Raw genomic sequence first — 15,865 nt, 5'->3', positions numbered from 1 at the left:
AAATACCGTCTCGCGCGTTTCGGCAGACCGGTGTTGCGGTCTGCCTTTTCTCAGTCGGCCTATCACGAGCCTCAGGACGATGTGCCTGTCTCGGCCTCGATCTGCTTGCGGCTCTTGCGGGCGCGTTCGGTGGCCGATTTCAGCTGACCGCAGGCAGCCAGAATATCCTCGCCGCGCGGGGTGCGGATCGGCGAGGCATAGCCTGCCTGGTAGATGATATTGGCAAAGGCGTGGATGCGGTTGTTCGACGACCGTTTGTAGGGCGCGCCGGGCCATTCGTTGAACGGGATCAGGTTCACTTTGGCCGGAATGCCCTTGATCAACTCTACCAGACGATGCGCGTCTTCGTCGCTGTCATTCACATCTTTCAGCATCACATATTCAAAGGTGATGCGTTCGGAATTGGTCAGCCGCGGATAATCGCGCAGCGCGTTCAGCAGCGCCTCGATGTTCCAGCGCTTGTTGATCGGCACCAGCTTGTTGCGCACCTCGTCGGTGGTGGCGTGAAAGGACACCGCCAGCAGGCAGCCGATTTCCTCGGCGGTGCGGGCGATTTCCGGCACCACGCCCGAGGTCGACAGGGTGATCCGGCGGCGCGACAGGGAAATCCCCTCGGGGTCCATGGCGATCTTCATCGCATCGCGCACGTTCTCGAAATTATAAAGCGGCTCGCCCATGCCCATCAGCACGATGTTCGACAAAAGACGGGTTTCGTCCTTGGGCGCGCCGGGTACGGGCCATTCTTCCAGATCGTCGCGCGCCATCATAACCTGCCCGACGATTTCACCCGCTGTCAGATTGCGCACCAGTTTCTGGGTGCCGGTGTGGCAGAAGGAACAGGTCAGGGTGCATCCCACCTGGCTGGAGATACACAGGGTGCCGCGGCCTTCCTCGGGGATATAGACCACCTCGACCTCGTGCCCGCCGGCGATGCGCACCAGATACTTGCGGGTGCCGTCGCTCGACACCTGCTTGCTGACCATCTCGGGGATGGCGATTTCGAAATGCTCGGCCAGCTGGGCGCGGTAGGCCTTGGCGAGATTGGTCATCTCAGCAAAGTCGCGTTTGCCCCATTGGTAGATCCATTGCCAGATCTGCCCGACCCGCATCTTGGCCTGCTTTTCCGGCGTGCCGTGCTCGATCAGCGCCGCGCGCATCTGCTCGCGGGTGAGACCCACAAGGTTGATCTTGCCGCCCTCGGGCTGTTTGCGGGGCAGGGTCAGAACGTCTTGGGTGATCGGCGCGTTGGCGGTCATGGCAGGGCGACTCGGATTTATGGGCTGGATGCGGCTCTATATAGGAGTTTGACCAAAGATCAAAAGATTTCCTCCCCAGATAGCACTGCAGAGGGGCTTGGGGTGGGGCGATAGCAAAAGCCCCGACTGCTGTCGCGGCCGGGGCAAAACGGTACTTTTATGCGAAGGGCCCGGCTTAATTACTGGGTGCAGCGCTTTTCCGCATCCTCGACTGCGGCAGTGAACCCAAGCAAGGAGAACCGGTCCTTGGTTTGGGTGCCGCGAGCCGAACGGGCGGTCAGCACCGCGTCTGATCCCCGTTTCATCGCGGTGATGATTTTAGCATCATCCGCTGGGGTCGCGGGCCAGGCCCATTCACCTTCGGTGAAGAGTTCGAATTCGGAATCCCCGATCACCATGTTGACGGTCGATCCGGGCGCGAAGGGGTATCCACCGGTAAAGCTGACCTGACCTTTGTCACTGTCATCCGGGCGATAGAGCACGAACAGCTGAATGTCGCTGCGGCGCACGGCGACAACCCGACCATCACGCGTATTGACGGTTTCCTTGGGGGCGGAAACGCCCCAGCATTCGGTTGGGTTTTCGCCTTGAAAAACGCTCCAATCCACGTTGGCGCCAACGCGGTTATCCGTTTTTGCTTGCTGTGCGTTCGCGCTGGTGGCCAATGCGGCCACACACAGGCCCGCGGCCAAGCGGGCGAGTTTCGATGCCATTTGTCCCGACTCCAAGACTGTCATAACCTCAATTTCAGGGAAATCGTACCGGGGCTGGCAGCGTTTTGACCGCCGTCTTTGCCCGTTTCCCCTGCTTGCCTTACTGAAGCACACTAACGTAACAATCACCACGAGCGAAAGTGCGTTTTGGCAGGATTTCGCCAAGAAGCGAGGCAGATATCATGAATAAACCCGTACCTATGGCCGAGATCTGGCGTGGCTCCCTTTTGGAAAGCCTGCATCTGGGGCATGCGGTCATCTGTGACGCCAGCGGCCAGATCGTGCGAAGCTGGGGTGACCCGGAGGCGGTGATCTATCCGCGCAGCTCGGCCAAGATGATCCAGGCGCTGCCGTTGATGACCTCCGGCGCCGCCGCAAAATACGGGCTGACATCCGAGCAGCTGGCGCTGTCCTGTGCCTCGCACAATGGCGCCCATATCCACACCGACCGGGTCAATGCCTGGCTCGGTCAGCTGGGGCTGGCGGATAGTGATTTCCGCTGCGGCCCGCAGGAACCGGCCGACATCCCGGCGCGCAATGAGCTGATCAAGACCGATCAAAGCCCCTGCCAGGTGCACAACAACTGCTCGGGCAAACACGCGGGCTTCCTGACCCTGAACCAGCATCTTGGCGGTGGGGCGGACTATGTCGAGATCGATCACCCGGTGCAGCAGGCCTGCCTGTCTGCCTTTGAAGAGGTCACCGGACTGGAGAGCCCCGGATATGGTATCGATGGCTGCTCGGCGCCGAATTTTGCCACCACCGTGCACGGTTTGGCGCGGGCGATGGGCTGGTTTGCCTCGGCGCACACACGGTCCGACCGGGCCTCTGAAGGGGCGGCGCAGCTGGTGGCGGCGATGGCGAAACACCCCGAGCTGGTCGCCGGGGAAACCCGCGCCTGCACCAACCTGATGCGCGCCATGGGCGGCCGGGTGGCGATCAAGACCGGGGCAGAGGCGGTGTTCGTCGCCATCCTGCCCGAGCAGCAGCTGGGCGTTGCGCTGAAGGTCACCGATGGCGCAACCCGGGCCAGCGAATGCGCCATTGCGGCCATTCTGGTGGGGCTTGGCGTTCTGGAGGCGGATCACCCGGAAACTCGCAAATATCTGAATGCGCCGCTTCTGAACCGGCGTAATATCGATTGCGGCGCCATCCGTCCCGCTGCCGAACTGGCATTCTGAATCGCTAGGGCGGGCTCCCGCCCGTCGGTCAGCTTTTGAAAAGCCGCCCTCCCGTTGGGCCCAGCGCCGCGCGATGCGCGGCGCTGGGCCCAAGGCCGCCATGGGGTGACGGCCCCAGGGCCGTTGCACCTGCGGGCGCGGGAGAGGCCCGGACGCTATATGGCGCGCCTTCTCGTCGGCCCGGGGTTCTGCCTTTAGAGCATGTCGAAGATCAGTTTCATCGCCAGCGCCACCGAAGTCAGAACCAGCAGCGGTTTGATCAACCGAGCGCCAATCTTCTGCGCCAGCCCGGCGCCCAGCCGCGCCCCTGCGATCTGCGCAAGACCCATGGCCAGTCCGGTCATCCACCAGGGCGTCGCAACAAAGGCAAAGGCGACCAGCGCCCCGGCGTTCGAAGCCAGGTTCAGCAGCTTGGTGTGGGCCGTCGCCTTGAGAATGCCGTAGCCCGCCAGCGACACGAAGGCGAGCATGTAAAAACTGCCCGCACCCGGTCCCAGCAGCCCATCGTAGGCCGCGCAGAGCGGCACCATGGTGCCCGCGAACAAGGCAGGTGACAGGCGGCGCGCGCGGTCGAGATCGCCAAGCCCCTTCTTGGTGGCAAAGAAGACCGCGATTCCGATCAGTAGCAGTGGCAGGATCATCCGGATCCACTCTGTCGGCAGAACCGAGACCAGAAGCGCCCCGGCGATCGCTGCGACAAAGGCGATCAGCGCTGATCCCCCCTGCCGACGCAGGTCCACATGGCCGCCGCGGGCATAGGACAGGGCCGCGGTGGCGGCGCCGAACAGGCCCTGGATCTTGTTGGTGGCCAATGCGGTGACCGGGTTGGCTCCCGCGATCAGCAGCACGGGAACCGTGATCAGTCCGCCGCCCCCGGCGACGGCATCGATGAACCCGGCAAGAAACCCGGCTGTCATCAACAGCAGAAGGGTTTCGATCCCGACCTCAAAGCCGGGCAATAGGTCGAGCACGTCTATCAGGCCTGGAAATCGCTGCGGGCATAGCCCTGCACATAAAGCAGCGCAGTGAGATCCCCGTGATTGATCCGGATATCACATTCCGCCGCCACCGACGGCTTGGCGTGCAGCGCTACGCCTGCCCCCGCACGGCTGAGCATGCCAAGATCATTAGCACCATCCCCGACGGCGATCACCTCCGCCTCAGTCAGACCCAGCCGGGCGGTGATCTCTTCCAGCGCGTTGACCTTGGCCTCGCGTCCCAGGATCGGGCGGGCCACATCACCGGTCAGCGTGCCCTCTGCCGTCAGCAAGGTATTGGCGCGGTTTTCGTCAAAGCCGAGCTGGCCCGCGACCCGCGCGGTAAAGGCAGTGAACCCGCCCGAGACCAGCGCCGTATAGGCGCCGTTTGCCTTCATCGTGGCGACGAGCTCTGCCCCGCCCGGCATCAGGGTGATACGGGTGTTCAGAACCTCGGTGATCATGCCTTCGGACAGGCCTTTCAGCAGGCCGACCCGTTCGGTCAGGGCGCCTTCGAAATCAAGCTCGCCGTTCATCGCGCGGGCGGTGATGTCCTTTACCCGTTCCCCGACGCCAGCGACCTCTGCCAGCTCGTCGATGCATTCCTGCTGGATCATGGTGGAATCCATATCCGCCAGCAGCATGCGTTTGCGGCGTCCCTCGGTCGGCTGGATGACCAGATCGACAGCCATGTTCTGCAGGTCCTGCCAGACGTCCCATTGGTTATCCGGCAGTGTCTCCAGCACAAACTCGGCGGCCACGTCGGGGGCCAGCCACTGGGCCTCGCCGCCGCCCCAGGCATTGCGCAGGGACTCGACCAGGGTCGCCTCAAGGCAGGGCGCCGCAGGATTGCAAAGCAGGGTGACGGTATACATGAGCAGGCTCCGGAGCGGGGGAGAGACAGGAACAGGGTGAATTGCGGCATGTCATAGCGAGGCGGGATCGCCGGGGCCAGCCCCTGCGGCCAATCGCGCATGTGTGCCCGCGCCAGTGGTCAGACCTTGCCGTTCTGCGACATCAGCACCGCCAACCAGCGGGTGGTCGGGATTTCGGCCAGGATGATCATCACCATCGCGGTTAGTGGTACCGCAAGAATGGCGCCGGTCATGCCCCAAAGCTCGGTCCACAGCGCCAGCGCCAGCAGAACCGAAAACGGGCTGAGGTTGACCGAATGCCCAAGGTATTTCGGCTCAACGTAGTAACCGATGATCATCTGGGGCGTCATCAGCGTCACCAGCGCCAGCGCCGCGTGGCCGAAGGAGCCGAACTGGATCAGGCTGATGGTGACCGGAAAGAACACCGCGATGATCGAGCCGATATAGGGAATGTAATTGAGCAGCCCGATCAGGATCGCCCAGAAGGCCGGGTGGGCAATCCCCAGCATTAGAAGGATCGCATAGGACACCAGCCCCAGAATGACGTTCACCAGCGTCTTTGCTGCCAGATACCCTCCGATCTTGTCGTTGATCTTGCGGGCCAGCTCCAGTGTGCGCTCGGCATCTTCCGGCTCGTTCATTGCCATCAGGGTCTTTTCCGGCAGCCGGTCCAGTTCCGTCAGGATGAACACGGCGTATAGCGCGGCGCTGACGATCAGGGTGCCGCCGTTGCTGATGGTGGCAAGCATCGCGGGCATCAGCGTGGTGGCGTCGATCAGGTCCAGCAGGCTTTCGCCCAGGTTGGCCCAGCTGGGCACTTCGTCGACGCCGAGATAGGTCAGGAAATCGTGTTGCAGCTTATCGAGATTGGCGGCGTATTGCGGCAGGGCGGCAGAGATCGCCGTGGCGCTGGCTGTAATGAAGGAGGCCAGCACCATGAAGGCGGCAAGAATGGCCAGCAGCACCAGCAGCCGCCGCGCAGTACGGGGCAGGCGGCCGAACCCCGGCACATCGGCCAGAACCTCGGCGGCGGTGGTCAGGATGTAGACGGCGATCACGGCCACGAGGATCGGCAACAGCACGGCCTGACCGGCGGTCAGCAGCCAGCCCACCATCAGCAGCAGCGCAAAGGAATAGGTCACCAGCGCCAGTTTGCTCATCCGCGAAATCCGATTCGAAACACCATGGAGACAGACAACAGCATCCCATACCTCGCCGCAATGACAGAGCCTGTACGGGGCAGATCGGGTGCCGATCCGGGGTGGAAAGTTTCCGAAAGGCGTCAGGAGGGGTCGCAATTGCGCGCCAGATCGCCGCAATCTGTCGTTTTGCGTATTGCGCGGCCGCGCGGCAGGCCTTAGCTCCGTCCGTGGGACACCCCTCCCCAACGAGGGGCATTTATCTGGAAGGATAGCATCAATGGCTAACCAGCAACCGGCTACGCGGCCGGCCAATCCGCGTTTTTCCTCTGGCCCCTGTGCCAAACCCCCCACATTCGATCTGACCAAACTCGCAGATGCGCCTCTGGGCCGCTCGCACCGTGCCGCTGTCGGCAAGGACAAGCTGAAGGCCGCCATCGAAGGCACCCGCGAAGTTCTGGGGATCCCCGCTGACTACAAGATCGGCATCGTGCCCGCATCGGACACCGGTGCCATGGAAATGGCCATGTGGAGCCTGCTGGGCGCCCGCGGCGTCGAGATGCTCGCCTGGGAGAGCTTCGGTTCCGGCTGGATCACCGATGTGGTCAAGCAGCTGAAACTGGATGCCGTCGCCAAGACCGCAGACTACGGCGAGATCGTCGATCTGGCCTCGGTCGATTTTGCCAATGACGTCGTCTTTACCTGGAACGGCACCACCTCGGGTGTTCGCGTCCCGAATGGCGACTGGATCCCGGCGGATCGCGAAGGTCTGACCCTTTGCGATGCCACCTCGGCCGCCTTTGCGCAGGACCTGCCCTGGGACAAGCTGGATGTGACCACCTTCTCTTGGCAAAAGGTGCTGGGCGGCGAAGCGGCCCACGGCATGCTGATCCTCTCACCGCGCGCGGTTGAGCGCCTGGAAAGCTACACGCCCGCATGGCCGCTGCCGAAAATCTTCCGCCTGACCAAGGGCGGCAAGCTGATCGACGGTATCTTCTCCGGTGCGACCATCAACACGCCCTCCATGCTGGCGGTCGAAGACTACCTCTTCGCGCTGGACTGGGCGCGTTCGGTTGGCGGTCTTGAAGGGCTGCAGAACCGCGCCAATGCCAACACCAAGGCGGTTGCCGATTTCGTCGAACTGCATGACTGGATCGATTTCCTGGCCAAGGATCCGGCGACCCTGTCGAACACCTCGGTCTGCCTGAAGTTCACCGATGACCGCATCAAGGACGGCGCCGCCTTTGCCAAGGCCGTGGCCAAACGTCTGGAAGCGGAAAACATCGCGCTGGACATCGGCGCCTATCGTGACGCGCCTGCCGGCCTGCGGATCTGGTGCGGTGGCACGGTCGAAACCTCGGATATCGAGGCCATGCTGCCCTGGCTCGAATGGGCCTTTGAGGCCGAGATCGCCGCGCAAGGCTGATCAAGCGACTTCGCCCGGCGGCACCGCCGGGCAGCGCCCGACCCTCCCCAAGGAGGGCGCTTTGCACCCACCAGGGTCGGACGCTTCCCTCGTTCAAAATTGACGGCCTTTCCACAGGCCCCCGCACAAAGGACCACCAGACATGGCCCCCAAAGTACTCATTTCCGACAAACTCTCCGAAGCCGCCGTTCAGATCTTCCGTGATCGCGGCATCGAGGTCGACTTCCAGCCCGACCTTGGCAAGGACAAGGACAAGCTGGCCGAGGTGATCGGCAACTACGATGGTCTTGCCATCCGCTCGGCCACCAAGGTCACCGAGAAGATCCTCGAGAACGCCACCAACCTCAAGGTGATCGGCCGCGCCGGTATCGGCACCGACAACATCGACAAGGAAGCCGCGTCGAAAAAAGGCGTGATCGTGATGAACACGCCCTTTGGCAACATGATCACCACCGCCGAACACGCCATCGCGATGATGTTCGCCGTTGCTCGCCAGATCCCCGAAGCCTCCGCCTCTACCCACGCGGGCAAATGGGAAAAATCCAAGTTCATGGGTGTTGAACTCACCGGCAAGACCCTGGGCGTCATCGGTGCGGGCAACATCGGCGGCATCGTCTGTGACCGTGCCCGTGGCCTGAAGATGAAAGTCGTTGCCTATGACCCCTTCCTCGGTCAGGAGAAGGCCGACAAGATGGGCGTCGAAAAGGTCGAGCTGGACGAGCTTCTGTCCCGCGCCGATTTCATCACCCTGCACGTGCCGCTGACCGATCAGACCAAGAATATCCTGTCGGCTGAAAACCTCGCCAAGACCAAGAAGGGCGTGCGCATCATCAACTGTGCCCGCGGTGGCCTGGTCGATGAAGAGGCGTTGGCGGAAGCACTGAAATCCGGTCACGTTGCCGGTGCGGCCTTCGACGTCTTCTCGGAAGAGCCGGCCAAGGACAACGTGCTGTTCAATCTGCCCAACGTGGTTTGCACCCCGCACCTGGGCGCCGCCACCACCGAAGCCCAGGAAAACGTCGCCCTGCAGGTGGCCGAGCAGATGGCCAACTACCTGCTGACCGGCGCCGTAGAGAACGCGCTCAACATGCCCTCGGTCACGGCGGAAGAAGCCAAGGTCATGGGACCCTGGATCAAGCTGTCCGAGCATCTGGGCGCCTTCATCGGCCAGATGACCGATGACGAGCCGATCAAGGCGATCAACATCCTCTATGATGGCTGCGCGTCCGAGATGAACCTTGAGGCGCTGAACTGCTCGCTGATCGCGGGGATCATGAAGTCGATCAACCCGGATGTGAACATGGTCTCCGCCCCGATGATCGCCAAGGAGCGCGGCATCAAGGTGTCGACCACCAATCAGGAACAGTCCGGTGCCTTTGAAGGCTACGTGAAGGTGACCGTCGCCACCCCGACGCGTGAACGCTCCATCGCGGGCACCGTGTTCTCGGATGGCAAGCCGCGCTTCATCCAGATCAAGGGCATCAACATCGACGCCGAAGTGGGTGAGCACATGCTCTACACCACCAACAACGACGTGCCGGGCATCATCGGTACTCTGGGTAAGACCATGGGCGATCACGGCGTCAACATCGCGAACTTTACCCTGGGCCGCGCTGTGGCTGGTGGTGAAGCGATCGCGCTCTTGTATGTCGATGGTGTGGTCCCGGCCGAGGCCCGCGCCAAGCTGGCCGAAACCGGCCTGTTCAACCAGATCAAGCCGCTGCAATTCGACGTCAAATAACCTGCCTTATGGCCTGAAATCGGAGAAGCCGCCCCTTCACTTGGGGCGGCTTTTTCATGTTCCGCTGAGCTGCGCGCCGCTTATTTCCGGATCGATCGCAGGACGACCACAAAAAACACCAGCATCCCCGCCAGGGTCAGCACCGAGCCGAGCTTGGCCAGCATTTCATTGTGACTGGCAATGGCCATGGCAATGCCCGGCACGATCAGGCCCAGCCCGGCGGCAGACAGCGCAAAATGCAGCTTTGGCAGCAGCCCCTGATCCGCGGCTGGCACCAGATGATAGTAAAAGCCGAAGATCGCAAAGCTGACCCAGCCGATCAGGTTGAGATGCCCATGCGCCGGCGACAGGACGTGATCGCCCGTCGCGGCCATCTGGATGCCCCAGACCATACCCCCAAGCGCCGCGCTGACCGCGACAATGAAAAATGCGGATGAAATACCTTTCATCTGATCGTCCCCCTTGAACTCACCAAAAACGCCTGCCGTATCATCCCATGCCTGCCTTGAATGGCGGATCGGTTGCGGCAGGTGGCGACAACTGTGACCGGTTTCCGGTTTTCGATCCACATATTTCCCGCGCTGCGCCACCGGGCAGAGGGCGTCATTCGCGGCTAACCTTCGGCGTCCCACAGGCTGCCCCTTGTGGTAGGGCGGTGCATCGGCCATCTATTCCCTATAGCAGCCAAGGAGATGCCCATGCCCGCGCCGATCTACGCCATAGGAGACATTCACGGACAGCGCGAGATGCTGGAAGAGGCGCTGGAGCGGATCGCGGCGGATGGTGGTCCCGATGCTCAGGTGGTGTTTCTTGGCGATTACGTGGATCGCGGGCCGGATTGCCGGGGTGTCTTGGACCTGCTGATCGAAGGGCAGGAGGCAGGCAAGAACTGGACCTGCCTGATGGGCAACCACGACCGCATGTTCGCGATGTTCATGGAGGACTATCCCCGCAACGATGCCCGACTGCTGGTCGGCTATCACTGGCTGCACGAGAAGATCGGCGGGGTGCAGACGCTGGCCTCTTACGGGGTCGATGTTCCGGAACGGGCGCGTATCCACGAGGTGCACGAAGAAGCGCGCGCCGCATTGCCGGAGCGCCACCGGGATTTTCTGGCGGCCCTGCCCAGCCACCATGAACAGGGCGAGTTGTTGTTCGTCCATGCGGGCATCCGTCCCGGCGTGCCGCTGCAGGCGCAGACCGAGGATGACAAGATCTGGATCCGGCATGAATTCCTCGACGACACCCGCCCACACCCTTGGCTGGTGGTGCATGGCCACACCCATGTCCCAAGCGCTGAGCATCGCGGCAACCGTGTCAATCTGGACAGCGGCGCAGGCTTTGGCCGCCCGCTGAGTGCTGCCGTCTTCGAAGGAAAGGACTGCTGGCTTCTGAGCGATCAGGGGCGCAAAAGCATAGGCTCCGCCTAACCAAAAGAACCGCGTTTTTTACGCAGAATCCCAGCGCTTTTCGTCGCAAATCACAGAGAAGTGTGCTAATAGTGAACTGTGGCTGGACGCTACTTTACGAGTTTTATTCTGTTTTTCTTCTCGGTTCTGGGATGACATGTTTTAGCGCCAGTCACGCCAATTTATCGCGCTTGACCAGATTGCAAACCGCCCCTTGATAGGGCGGTTTTTTGTTGTTTTATTGGGTGCTGCGCATGATTTTGGGCGTTGTTCTGTCCGCGCCGTTTGGTCAAGTCCAGTCTAGAATCACCTTGCCGCACTGACCGGATTTCATGGTCGAAAACCCATCTTTGAACGAATCTATTCCGAATCGGTTTGTGATGATTTCCGAGATATCGAGGCCGTTCTGCAGCATGGCGATCATCTTGTACCAGGTCTCGAAAATCTCGCGCCCGTAGACCCCTTTCAGGGTGATCGCCTTGAAGACGATGCGGCTCCAGTCGACCGGGGATTTTCCGGGCGGAATGCCAAGAAGCGCGATCTTGCCGCCCATCACCAGTGCTTCGATCATCTGATCAAGCGCGGATTGGTTTCCTGACATCTCAAGCCCGACATCAAAGCCCTGGGTCATGCCCAGTTCCGCGATGACGTTTTGCAAGTCTTCCTGAGCCACGTTCACGGCACGGACATCCGCGACCTTTTCGGCAAGGGCCAGCCGCGCTGGGTTCACATCGGTGATCGCCACATGGCGCGCACCAACGTGGCGGGCAACCGCTGCGGCCATGATGCCGATGGGTCCGGCGCCGGTGATCAGCACGTCCTCCCCCACCAGATCAAAGCTGAGCGCGGTGTGAACCGCATTGCCCAGAGGGTCCAGAATCGCGCCGATGTCATCCGGAATTTCATCCGGCAAAGGCACCACGTTAAAGGCGGGCAGGCGCAGATACTCGGCAAAGGCACCCTGTTCGTTGACGCCGATGCCGCGGGTTTCGGGATCCAGATGGAACTTGCCAGCCCGCCACTGGCGCGAGTGATGGCCGATCAGATGCCCTTCGCCCGAGCAGCGTTGACCAATCTTCAGATCCGTCACGTTGCTGCCAAGCTCGACGATCTCCCCGGCGAACTCATGCCCGGTGATCAGCGGGACGGGCACAGTGCGTTGCGCCCAGTCGTCCCAGTTCCAGATATGCAGATCGGTGCCGCAGATGCCGGTCTTGTTGATCTTGATCAGCACATCATCCGCGCCGATCTCGGGCACCGGGGCCTCGACCATCCAGAGGCCCTCTTCGGGTCTGGATTTTTCCAGGGCCTTCATGGTGTTCGGTATCCTGTCAGGCCGTGTCATGAGATCACTCCCAGCGATTTGCCCACCTTGCCAAAGGCGGCAAGGGCGCGGGTCAGTTCTTCTTGCGTCAGGGCCGCGTTCATCTGGGTGCGGATACGCGCCTGGCCGCGCGGCACCACCGGGAAGAAGAAGCCAGAGACATAGACGCCTTCGTCAAAAAGCTGCGCCGCCATGTCCTGCGCCAGCTGCGCCTCGCCCAGCATCACCGGGACAATGGGATGCTCGCCGGGCAATAGATCAAAGCCTAGGCTTTCCAGCCCCGCGCGCCAGAACCGGGTGTTCTCGAACAGGCGTGTGCGCAGATCCGCGCCCTGTTCGACAAGGTTCAGCGCCTCGATCCCGGCAGCAACGATGGAGGGCGGCAGCGAATTGGAGAACAGATAGGGCCGCGCCCGCTGCCGCAGCAGGTCGATCACTGGCTGCGGCCCGGCGATATAACCGCCGATGGCCCCCCCAAGTGCTTTGCCCAAAGTTCCCGTCAGAATGTCCACATCGACACCGAAATGATCCGGCGTCCCGGCGCCATGCGGCCCCATGAACCCCGTGGCGTGGCAATCGTCCACCATCACCACGGCGTCGTATTTGTCCGCGAGCGCGCGGATCTCAGGCAGTTTGGCCAGGTAGCCATCCATCGAGAAGACGCCATCGGTGGCGATCATGATATGGCGTGCGCCATCCTCGCGGGCCTGTTTCAGCCAGGCCTCCAGATCATTCATGTCACTGTTGAGGTAGCGATAGCGTTTCGCTTTGCACAGGCGCACCCCGTCGATAATCGAGGCATGGTTGAGGCTGTCCGAGATGATGGCATCCTCGGGGCCGAGCAGAGGTTCGAACAGCCCGCCATTTGCATCAAAACAGGCGGCAAAGAGGATGGCGTCATCCTTGTTCAGGAACTTTGCCAGCTTCTGCTCCAGCTCGCGGTGGATGTCCTGGGTGCCGCAGATAAACCGGACCGAGGCCATACCGAACCCCTTGTCATCCATGACATTGCAGGCGGCGGAGATCAGATCGGGGTGATCCGCCAGTCCCAGATAGTTGTTGGCGCAGAGGTTGATGACCTCGCGGTCGCCCACCGTGATTTCGCCCCCCTGTGGGGAGGTGATCATTCGTTCCCGCTTGGTCAGACCTTCGGCTTCGATCGCGTCCAGGGTCTTGGCGATATCGGTCAAAAAGGCGTTGGACATGGGGAATCTCCTTCTACGTCGGAAGTGTGTCTATCATAACGGATTTGATTCCCAAATAGGGGAAATTCTTAATGACGGAAAAATATCCGTGAAACTGGAATTTTGGATTGAGATGGTATTGGAATCTAATGACCGGATGGCATCAATGTGCTCAGCGCCCGCCGTGGGGTGGGCAGGGGCGTGCCTGCCGCATGCGCGACAGGCCAACAGGATCGGCTCCGGATCGGGCTCAGCCGTTCTTGACGATCAGAAAGACCCGTGCGGCGCTATCTGGTGCGGTGATGTTGTGGGGTATATCGGCGGCATAGCGCGCGGTGTCCCCTGCGTGCAGGCGCATATGGGCGCTGCCAGATGTGACAGTGATGTCGCCCTCCAGCACCGTCAGATGCTCGGCCGTTCCGCGTCCGTGCGGCTGGCTGTCCAGCGCGCCGCCCGCATCAAGCAGGATATCGTAAACCTCGTGCCCGCCTGCGTCCTCGGGCGGGGAGAGGATGCGGATCCGGCAGCCTTGCCCCATATTGTCGATGGTGGGCACATCACCGTCGCGCAGCACCTCGATCCGGTCCGCCTTGTCAGCAGCGTCCAGCAGCCCGGCAAAATCCACCTGCAAGGCGCGCGTCAGGTTCCATAAGGTGGCAATCGTGGGGCTGGATTCACCGCGCTCAATCTGGCTGACCATGGAACGCGAGACGCCCGACAGGTTCGCCACGGCTTCCAGGCTTAGGCCCTTGGCGCGGCGGGCCTCTTTCAGGCGCGATGGCAGTAATGTCAGGATATCGTCTGTGTTTTCCGGCATAACGGAACCGTGCGGTTTGCGTCTTGATTTGTCAATGACGGTACGTTTGACAAGACAGCGGATGCTGCATCTGCATAATGCGCGCAACTGACTCGTGAGGAGAGAAAAATGACCGATATCGTGATCCTGGACGGCGCCCGGACCGCCATTGGCACCTTTGGTGGCGCTTTGGCGAACACTGCCCCCATCGACCTGGCCACCGTGGCTTCCAAGGCGGCGCTGGAGCGTTCGGGCGTGGCCCCGGAACAGATCGGCCACGTGGTCTTTGGCCATGTGATCAACACTGAACCGCGCGATATGTACCTGTCCCGTGTCGCAGCAATGCAGGCAGGCATTCCCAACGGCACCCCGGCGATGAACGTGAACCGTCTGTGCGGATCGGGTGCGCAGGCCATCGTGTCGGGTATCCAGTCGCTGATGCTGGGGGATGCGGATTACGCCCTGACCGGCGGCGCCGAGAACATGTCGCGCAGCCCCTTCATCACGCCGTCGGCGCGCTGGGGTCAGAAGATGGGCGATGTGAAATCGCTGGACATGATGCTGGGCGCGCTGAGCTGCCCCTTTGGCACTGGCCACATGGGAGTCACTGCGGAAAACGTGGCGGATGAACACGGCGTCACCCGCGAGCAGATGGATGAATTCGCGATGACCAGCCAGACCCGCGCCGCGGCGGCGATCGAGGCGGGGCATTTCGCCAGCCAGATCGTGCCGGTTGAGGTCAAGGTCAAGCGCGACATGGTGCCGTTTGAGGTGGACGAACACCCCAAGGCAACCTCGATGGAGGCGCTGGCCGGTCTGCGTCCGGTGTTCCAGAAGGATGGCCGTGTGACCGCGGGCAACGCCTCGGGCATCAATGATGGTGCAGCGGCGCTGGTTCTGGCGCGGGCCGAGGCGGCTGAAAAAGCCGGTCTCACGCCCAAGGCGCGGGTCGTCGGATACGCCCATGCTGGTGTGCGCCCCGAGGTGATGGGCATCGGCCCGGTCCCTGCGGTGCAGAACTTGCTGAAGAAAACCGGCCTGAAGGCGAGCGATTTCGACGTGATCGAATCCAACGAAGCCTTTGCCGCGCAGGCGCTGGCTGTGAACAAGGAACTGGGACTTGATCCAGCCAAGGTGAACCCGAATGGCGGCGCCATCGCACTGGGCCACCCGGTTGGCGCCACCGGCGCGCTGATCACCATCAAGACGCTGTATGAACTGGAGCGCACTGGCGGCAAGCTGGGCCTCATCACCATGTGCATCGGCGGCGGTCAGGGCATCGCCCTGGCGATCGAACGTCTCTGATAAGCGATAACTGGCGCGTGTGGCAGGTCCACGCGCGCCGGGTTTCAGGGGGCAGACCTCCAACAGGAGGGCAAATCCGCGCGGGAGACCTTGTTCTTGCTTGCCGCGGTCAGCCTGCAAATACTGCTGTGCTGCTTTTGGTCGTTTCTGCTGATATTGATTTACCTCAACTACAAAACCATGTGGCGCGCCTAGTCTCCGAGTCCGGTGGACGCGATGGAGCGGTGTTTTGATAGGTGCACTTTCGAACAGAGTTTTGAGGGCTTTATCGATGTTCGCGGCGTCTCTCTGTGTCGGTTGTGATCAAGAGACCGCTGGCGCAGCGGGATTGACTGCGTCAAATGTTCTGGTCGCCCCCTTGGTCTACCCAGTAGCGGCTGCAGCGCAGTTGGGTAGAAACCAAGAGAACACTGTTCAACCCGTTCTTGTCACGACTGGTGATGGAAAGGTTCTCTCGCCAAGTGACCTGCTCCCCTGAAAAGTCCGCGGTTTGAAGTTAGCCTGTTCTCCAAACGAGGAGACAAACGATGCGGAAGAGC

14 protein-coding genes are annotated in these 15,865 nt (G+C 61.7%); 5 read left to right on the top strand and 9 right to left on the bottom strand.

Translation table 11 applies throughout. The features are described 5' to 3' along the window. Window positions 1-71 precede the first annotated feature (71 nt). Together rlmN and SM765_RS18955 are read right to left on the bottom strand one after the other, a co-directional pair. Window positions 72-1,256, bottom strand: coding sequence for a dual-specificity RNA methyltransferase RlmN (gene rlmN, locus SM765_RS18960; RefSeq protein WP_274837915.1), 1,185 nt, complete (start codon window positions 1,254-1,256; stop codon window positions 72-74). Window positions 1,257-1,435: 179 nt separating this feature from the next. Then, complete coding sequence (locus tag SM765_RS18955; protein ID WP_274829412.1) at window positions 1,436-1,969, bottom strand: invasion associated locus B family protein; 534 nt, start codon at window positions 1,967-1,969, stop codon at window positions 1,436-1,438. A 182-nt stretch (window positions 1,970-2,151) separates the two neighbouring features. Here SM765_RS18955 and SM765_RS18950 point away from each other — a divergent pair, with 182 nt between their 5' ends. Further along, a complete protein-coding gene (locus SM765_RS18950; protein ID WP_274829413.1) occupies window positions 2,152-3,150 on the top strand; it encodes an asparaginase in 999 nt (332 codons plus the stop codon). Between the two features lie 194 nt (window positions 3,151-3,344). On the opposite strand, the gene SM765_RS18945 is transcribed toward SM765_RS18950, so the two are convergent. The 3 genes from SM765_RS18945 to SM765_RS18935 all read right to left on the bottom strand — a co-directional run bounded on the left by SM765_RS18945 (window position 3,345) and on the right by SM765_RS18935 (window position 6,162). Beyond that, a complete protein-coding gene (locus tag SM765_RS18945) occupies window positions 3,345-4,067 on the bottom strand; it encodes a TSUP family transporter (protein WP_065273669.1) in 723 nt (240 codons plus the stop codon). Between the two features lie 59 nt (window positions 4,068-4,126). Beyond that, on the bottom strand, window positions 4,127-5,002 hold the full coding sequence (gene serB, locus SM765_RS18940) for a phosphoserine phosphatase SerB (protein WP_274829414.1): 876 nt from the start codon (window positions 5,000-5,002) through the stop codon (window positions 4,127-4,129). Window positions 5,003-5,121: 119 nt separating this feature from the next. After that, window positions 5,122-6,162: an AI-2E family transporter gene (locus tag SM765_RS18935; protein WP_274829415.1), complete on the bottom strand. Its 1,041-nt coding sequence runs from the start codon at window positions 6,160-6,162 to the stop codon at window positions 5,122-5,124. A gap of 259 nt (window positions 6,163-6,421) precedes the next feature. Here SM765_RS18935 and SM765_RS18930 point away from each other — a divergent pair, with 259 nt between their 5' ends. Further along, window positions 6,422-7,567, top strand: a complete 1,146-nt coding sequence (locus tag SM765_RS18930; protein WP_274829416.1) for a phosphoserine transaminase — start codon at window positions 6,422-6,424, stop codon at window positions 7,565-7,567. 142 nt (window positions 7,568-7,709) lie between these two features. After that, window positions 7,710-9,308, top strand: a complete 1,599-nt coding sequence (gene serA / locus SM765_RS18925; RefSeq protein ID WP_274837916.1) for a phosphoglycerate dehydrogenase — start codon at window positions 7,710-7,712, stop codon at window positions 9,306-9,308. Between the two features lie 80 nt (window positions 9,309-9,388). On the opposite strand, the gene SM765_RS18920 is transcribed toward serA, so the two are convergent. Then, window positions 9,389-9,976, bottom strand: a complete 588-nt coding sequence (locus SM765_RS18920; RefSeq protein WP_368981696.1) for a hypothetical protein — start codon at window positions 9,974-9,976, stop codon at window positions 9,389-9,391. Window positions 9,977-10,006: 30 nt separating this feature from the next. Here SM765_RS18920 and SM765_RS18915 point away from each other — a divergent pair, with 30 nt between their 5' ends. Continuing rightward, window positions 10,007-10,738 (top strand): metallophosphoesterase family protein, encoded by a 732-nt coding sequence (locus SM765_RS18915; RefSeq protein WP_274837917.1) that lies wholly within the window; start codon window positions 10,007-10,009, stop codon window positions 10,736-10,738. Between the two features lie 268 nt (window positions 10,739-11,006). On the opposite strand, the gene tdh is transcribed toward SM765_RS18915, so the two are convergent. The 3 genes from tdh to SM765_RS18900 all read right to left on the bottom strand — a co-directional run bounded on the left by tdh (window position 11,007) and on the right by SM765_RS18900 (window position 14,042). Further along, on the bottom strand, window positions 11,007-12,062 hold the full coding sequence (gene tdh / locus SM765_RS18910; protein WP_274837918.1) for an L-threonine 3-dehydrogenase: 1,056 nt from the start codon (window positions 12,060-12,062) through the stop codon (window positions 11,007-11,009). Further along, entirely contained in the window at window positions 12,059-13,246 is a 1,188-nt protein-coding gene (locus SM765_RS18905) for a glycine C-acetyltransferase (RefSeq protein ID WP_274837919.1), read from the bottom strand. Before SM765_RS18905 ends, tdh begins: the two co-directional genes overlap by 4 nt. A gap of 229 nt (window positions 13,247-13,475) precedes the next feature. Then, window positions 13,476-14,042, bottom strand: coding sequence for a helix-turn-helix domain-containing protein (locus SM765_RS18900; RefSeq protein WP_274835441.1), 567 nt, complete (start codon window positions 14,040-14,042; stop codon window positions 13,476-13,478). A 108-nt stretch (window positions 14,043-14,150) separates the two neighbouring features. Here SM765_RS18900 and SM765_RS18895 point away from each other — a divergent pair, with 108 nt between their 5' ends. After that, window positions 14,151-15,326, top strand: a complete 1,176-nt coding sequence (locus tag SM765_RS18895; protein WP_065272194.1) for an acetyl-CoA C-acyltransferase family protein — start codon at window positions 14,151-14,153, stop codon at window positions 15,324-15,326. Window positions 15,327-15,865 lie beyond the last annotated feature (539 nt).

Origin of the sequence: Pseudophaeobacter sp. 1A09344, from assembly GCF_041008745.1 — a bacterium.
GTDB lineage: Bacteria > Pseudomonadota > Alphaproteobacteria > Rhodobacterales > Rhodobacteraceae > Phycobacter > Phycobacter gallaeciensis_A.
Note: the sequence above shows the minus strand (reverse complement) of the source record. Positions and strands in the feature narration are given on the sequence as shown.

Coding starts and splice junctions, on each gene's coding strand:
- serA (WP_274837916.1), top strand. CDS start 7,710: ATGGCCCCCAAAGTACTCATTTCCGACAAACTCTCCGAAGCCGCCGTT.
- SM765_RS18900 (WP_274835441.1), bottom strand. CDS start 14,042: ATGCCGGAAAACACAGACGATATCCTGACATTACTGCCATCGCGCCTG.
- SM765_RS18920 (WP_368981696.1), bottom strand. CDS start 9,976: ATGGCCGATGCACCGCCCTACCACAAGGGGCAGCCTGTGGGACGCCGA.
- SM765_RS18905 (WP_274837919.1), bottom strand. CDS start 13,246: ATGTCCAACGCCTTTTTGACCGATATCGCCAAGACCCTGGACGCGATC.
- SM765_RS18955 (WP_274829412.1), bottom strand. CDS start 1,969: ATGGCATCGAAACTCGCCCGCTTGGCCGCGGGCCTGTGTGTGGCCGCA.
- SM765_RS18915 (WP_274837917.1), top strand. CDS start 10,007: ATGCCCGCGCCGATCTACGCCATAGGAGACATTCACGGACAGCGCGAG.
- SM765_RS18930 (WP_274829416.1), top strand. CDS start 6,422: ATGGCTAACCAGCAACCGGCTACGCGGCCGGCCAATCCGCGTTTTTCC.
- rlmN (WP_274837915.1), bottom strand. CDS start 1,256: ATGACCGCCAACGCGCCGATCACCCAAGACGTTCTGACCCTGCCCCGC.
- SM765_RS18935 (WP_274829415.1), bottom strand. CDS start 6,162: ATGAGCAAACTGGCGCTGGTGACCTATTCCTTTGCGCTGCTGCTGATG.
- SM765_RS18895 (WP_065272194.1), top strand. CDS start 14,151: ATGACCGATATCGTGATCCTGGACGGCGCCCGGACCGCCATTGGCACC.
- tdh (WP_274837918.1), bottom strand. CDS start 12,062: ATGACACGGCCTGACAGGATACCGAACACCATGAAGGCCCTGGAAAAA.
- SM765_RS18950 (WP_274829413.1), top strand. CDS start 2,152: ATGAATAAACCCGTACCTATGGCCGAGATCTGGCGTGGCTCCCTTTTG.
- serB (WP_274829414.1), bottom strand. CDS start 5,002: ATGTATACCGTCACCCTGCTTTGCAATCCTGCGGCGCCCTGCCTTGAG.
- SM765_RS18945 (WP_065273669.1), bottom strand. CDS start 4,067: ATGACAGCCGGGTTTCTTGCCGGGTTCATCGATGCCGTCGCCGGGGGC.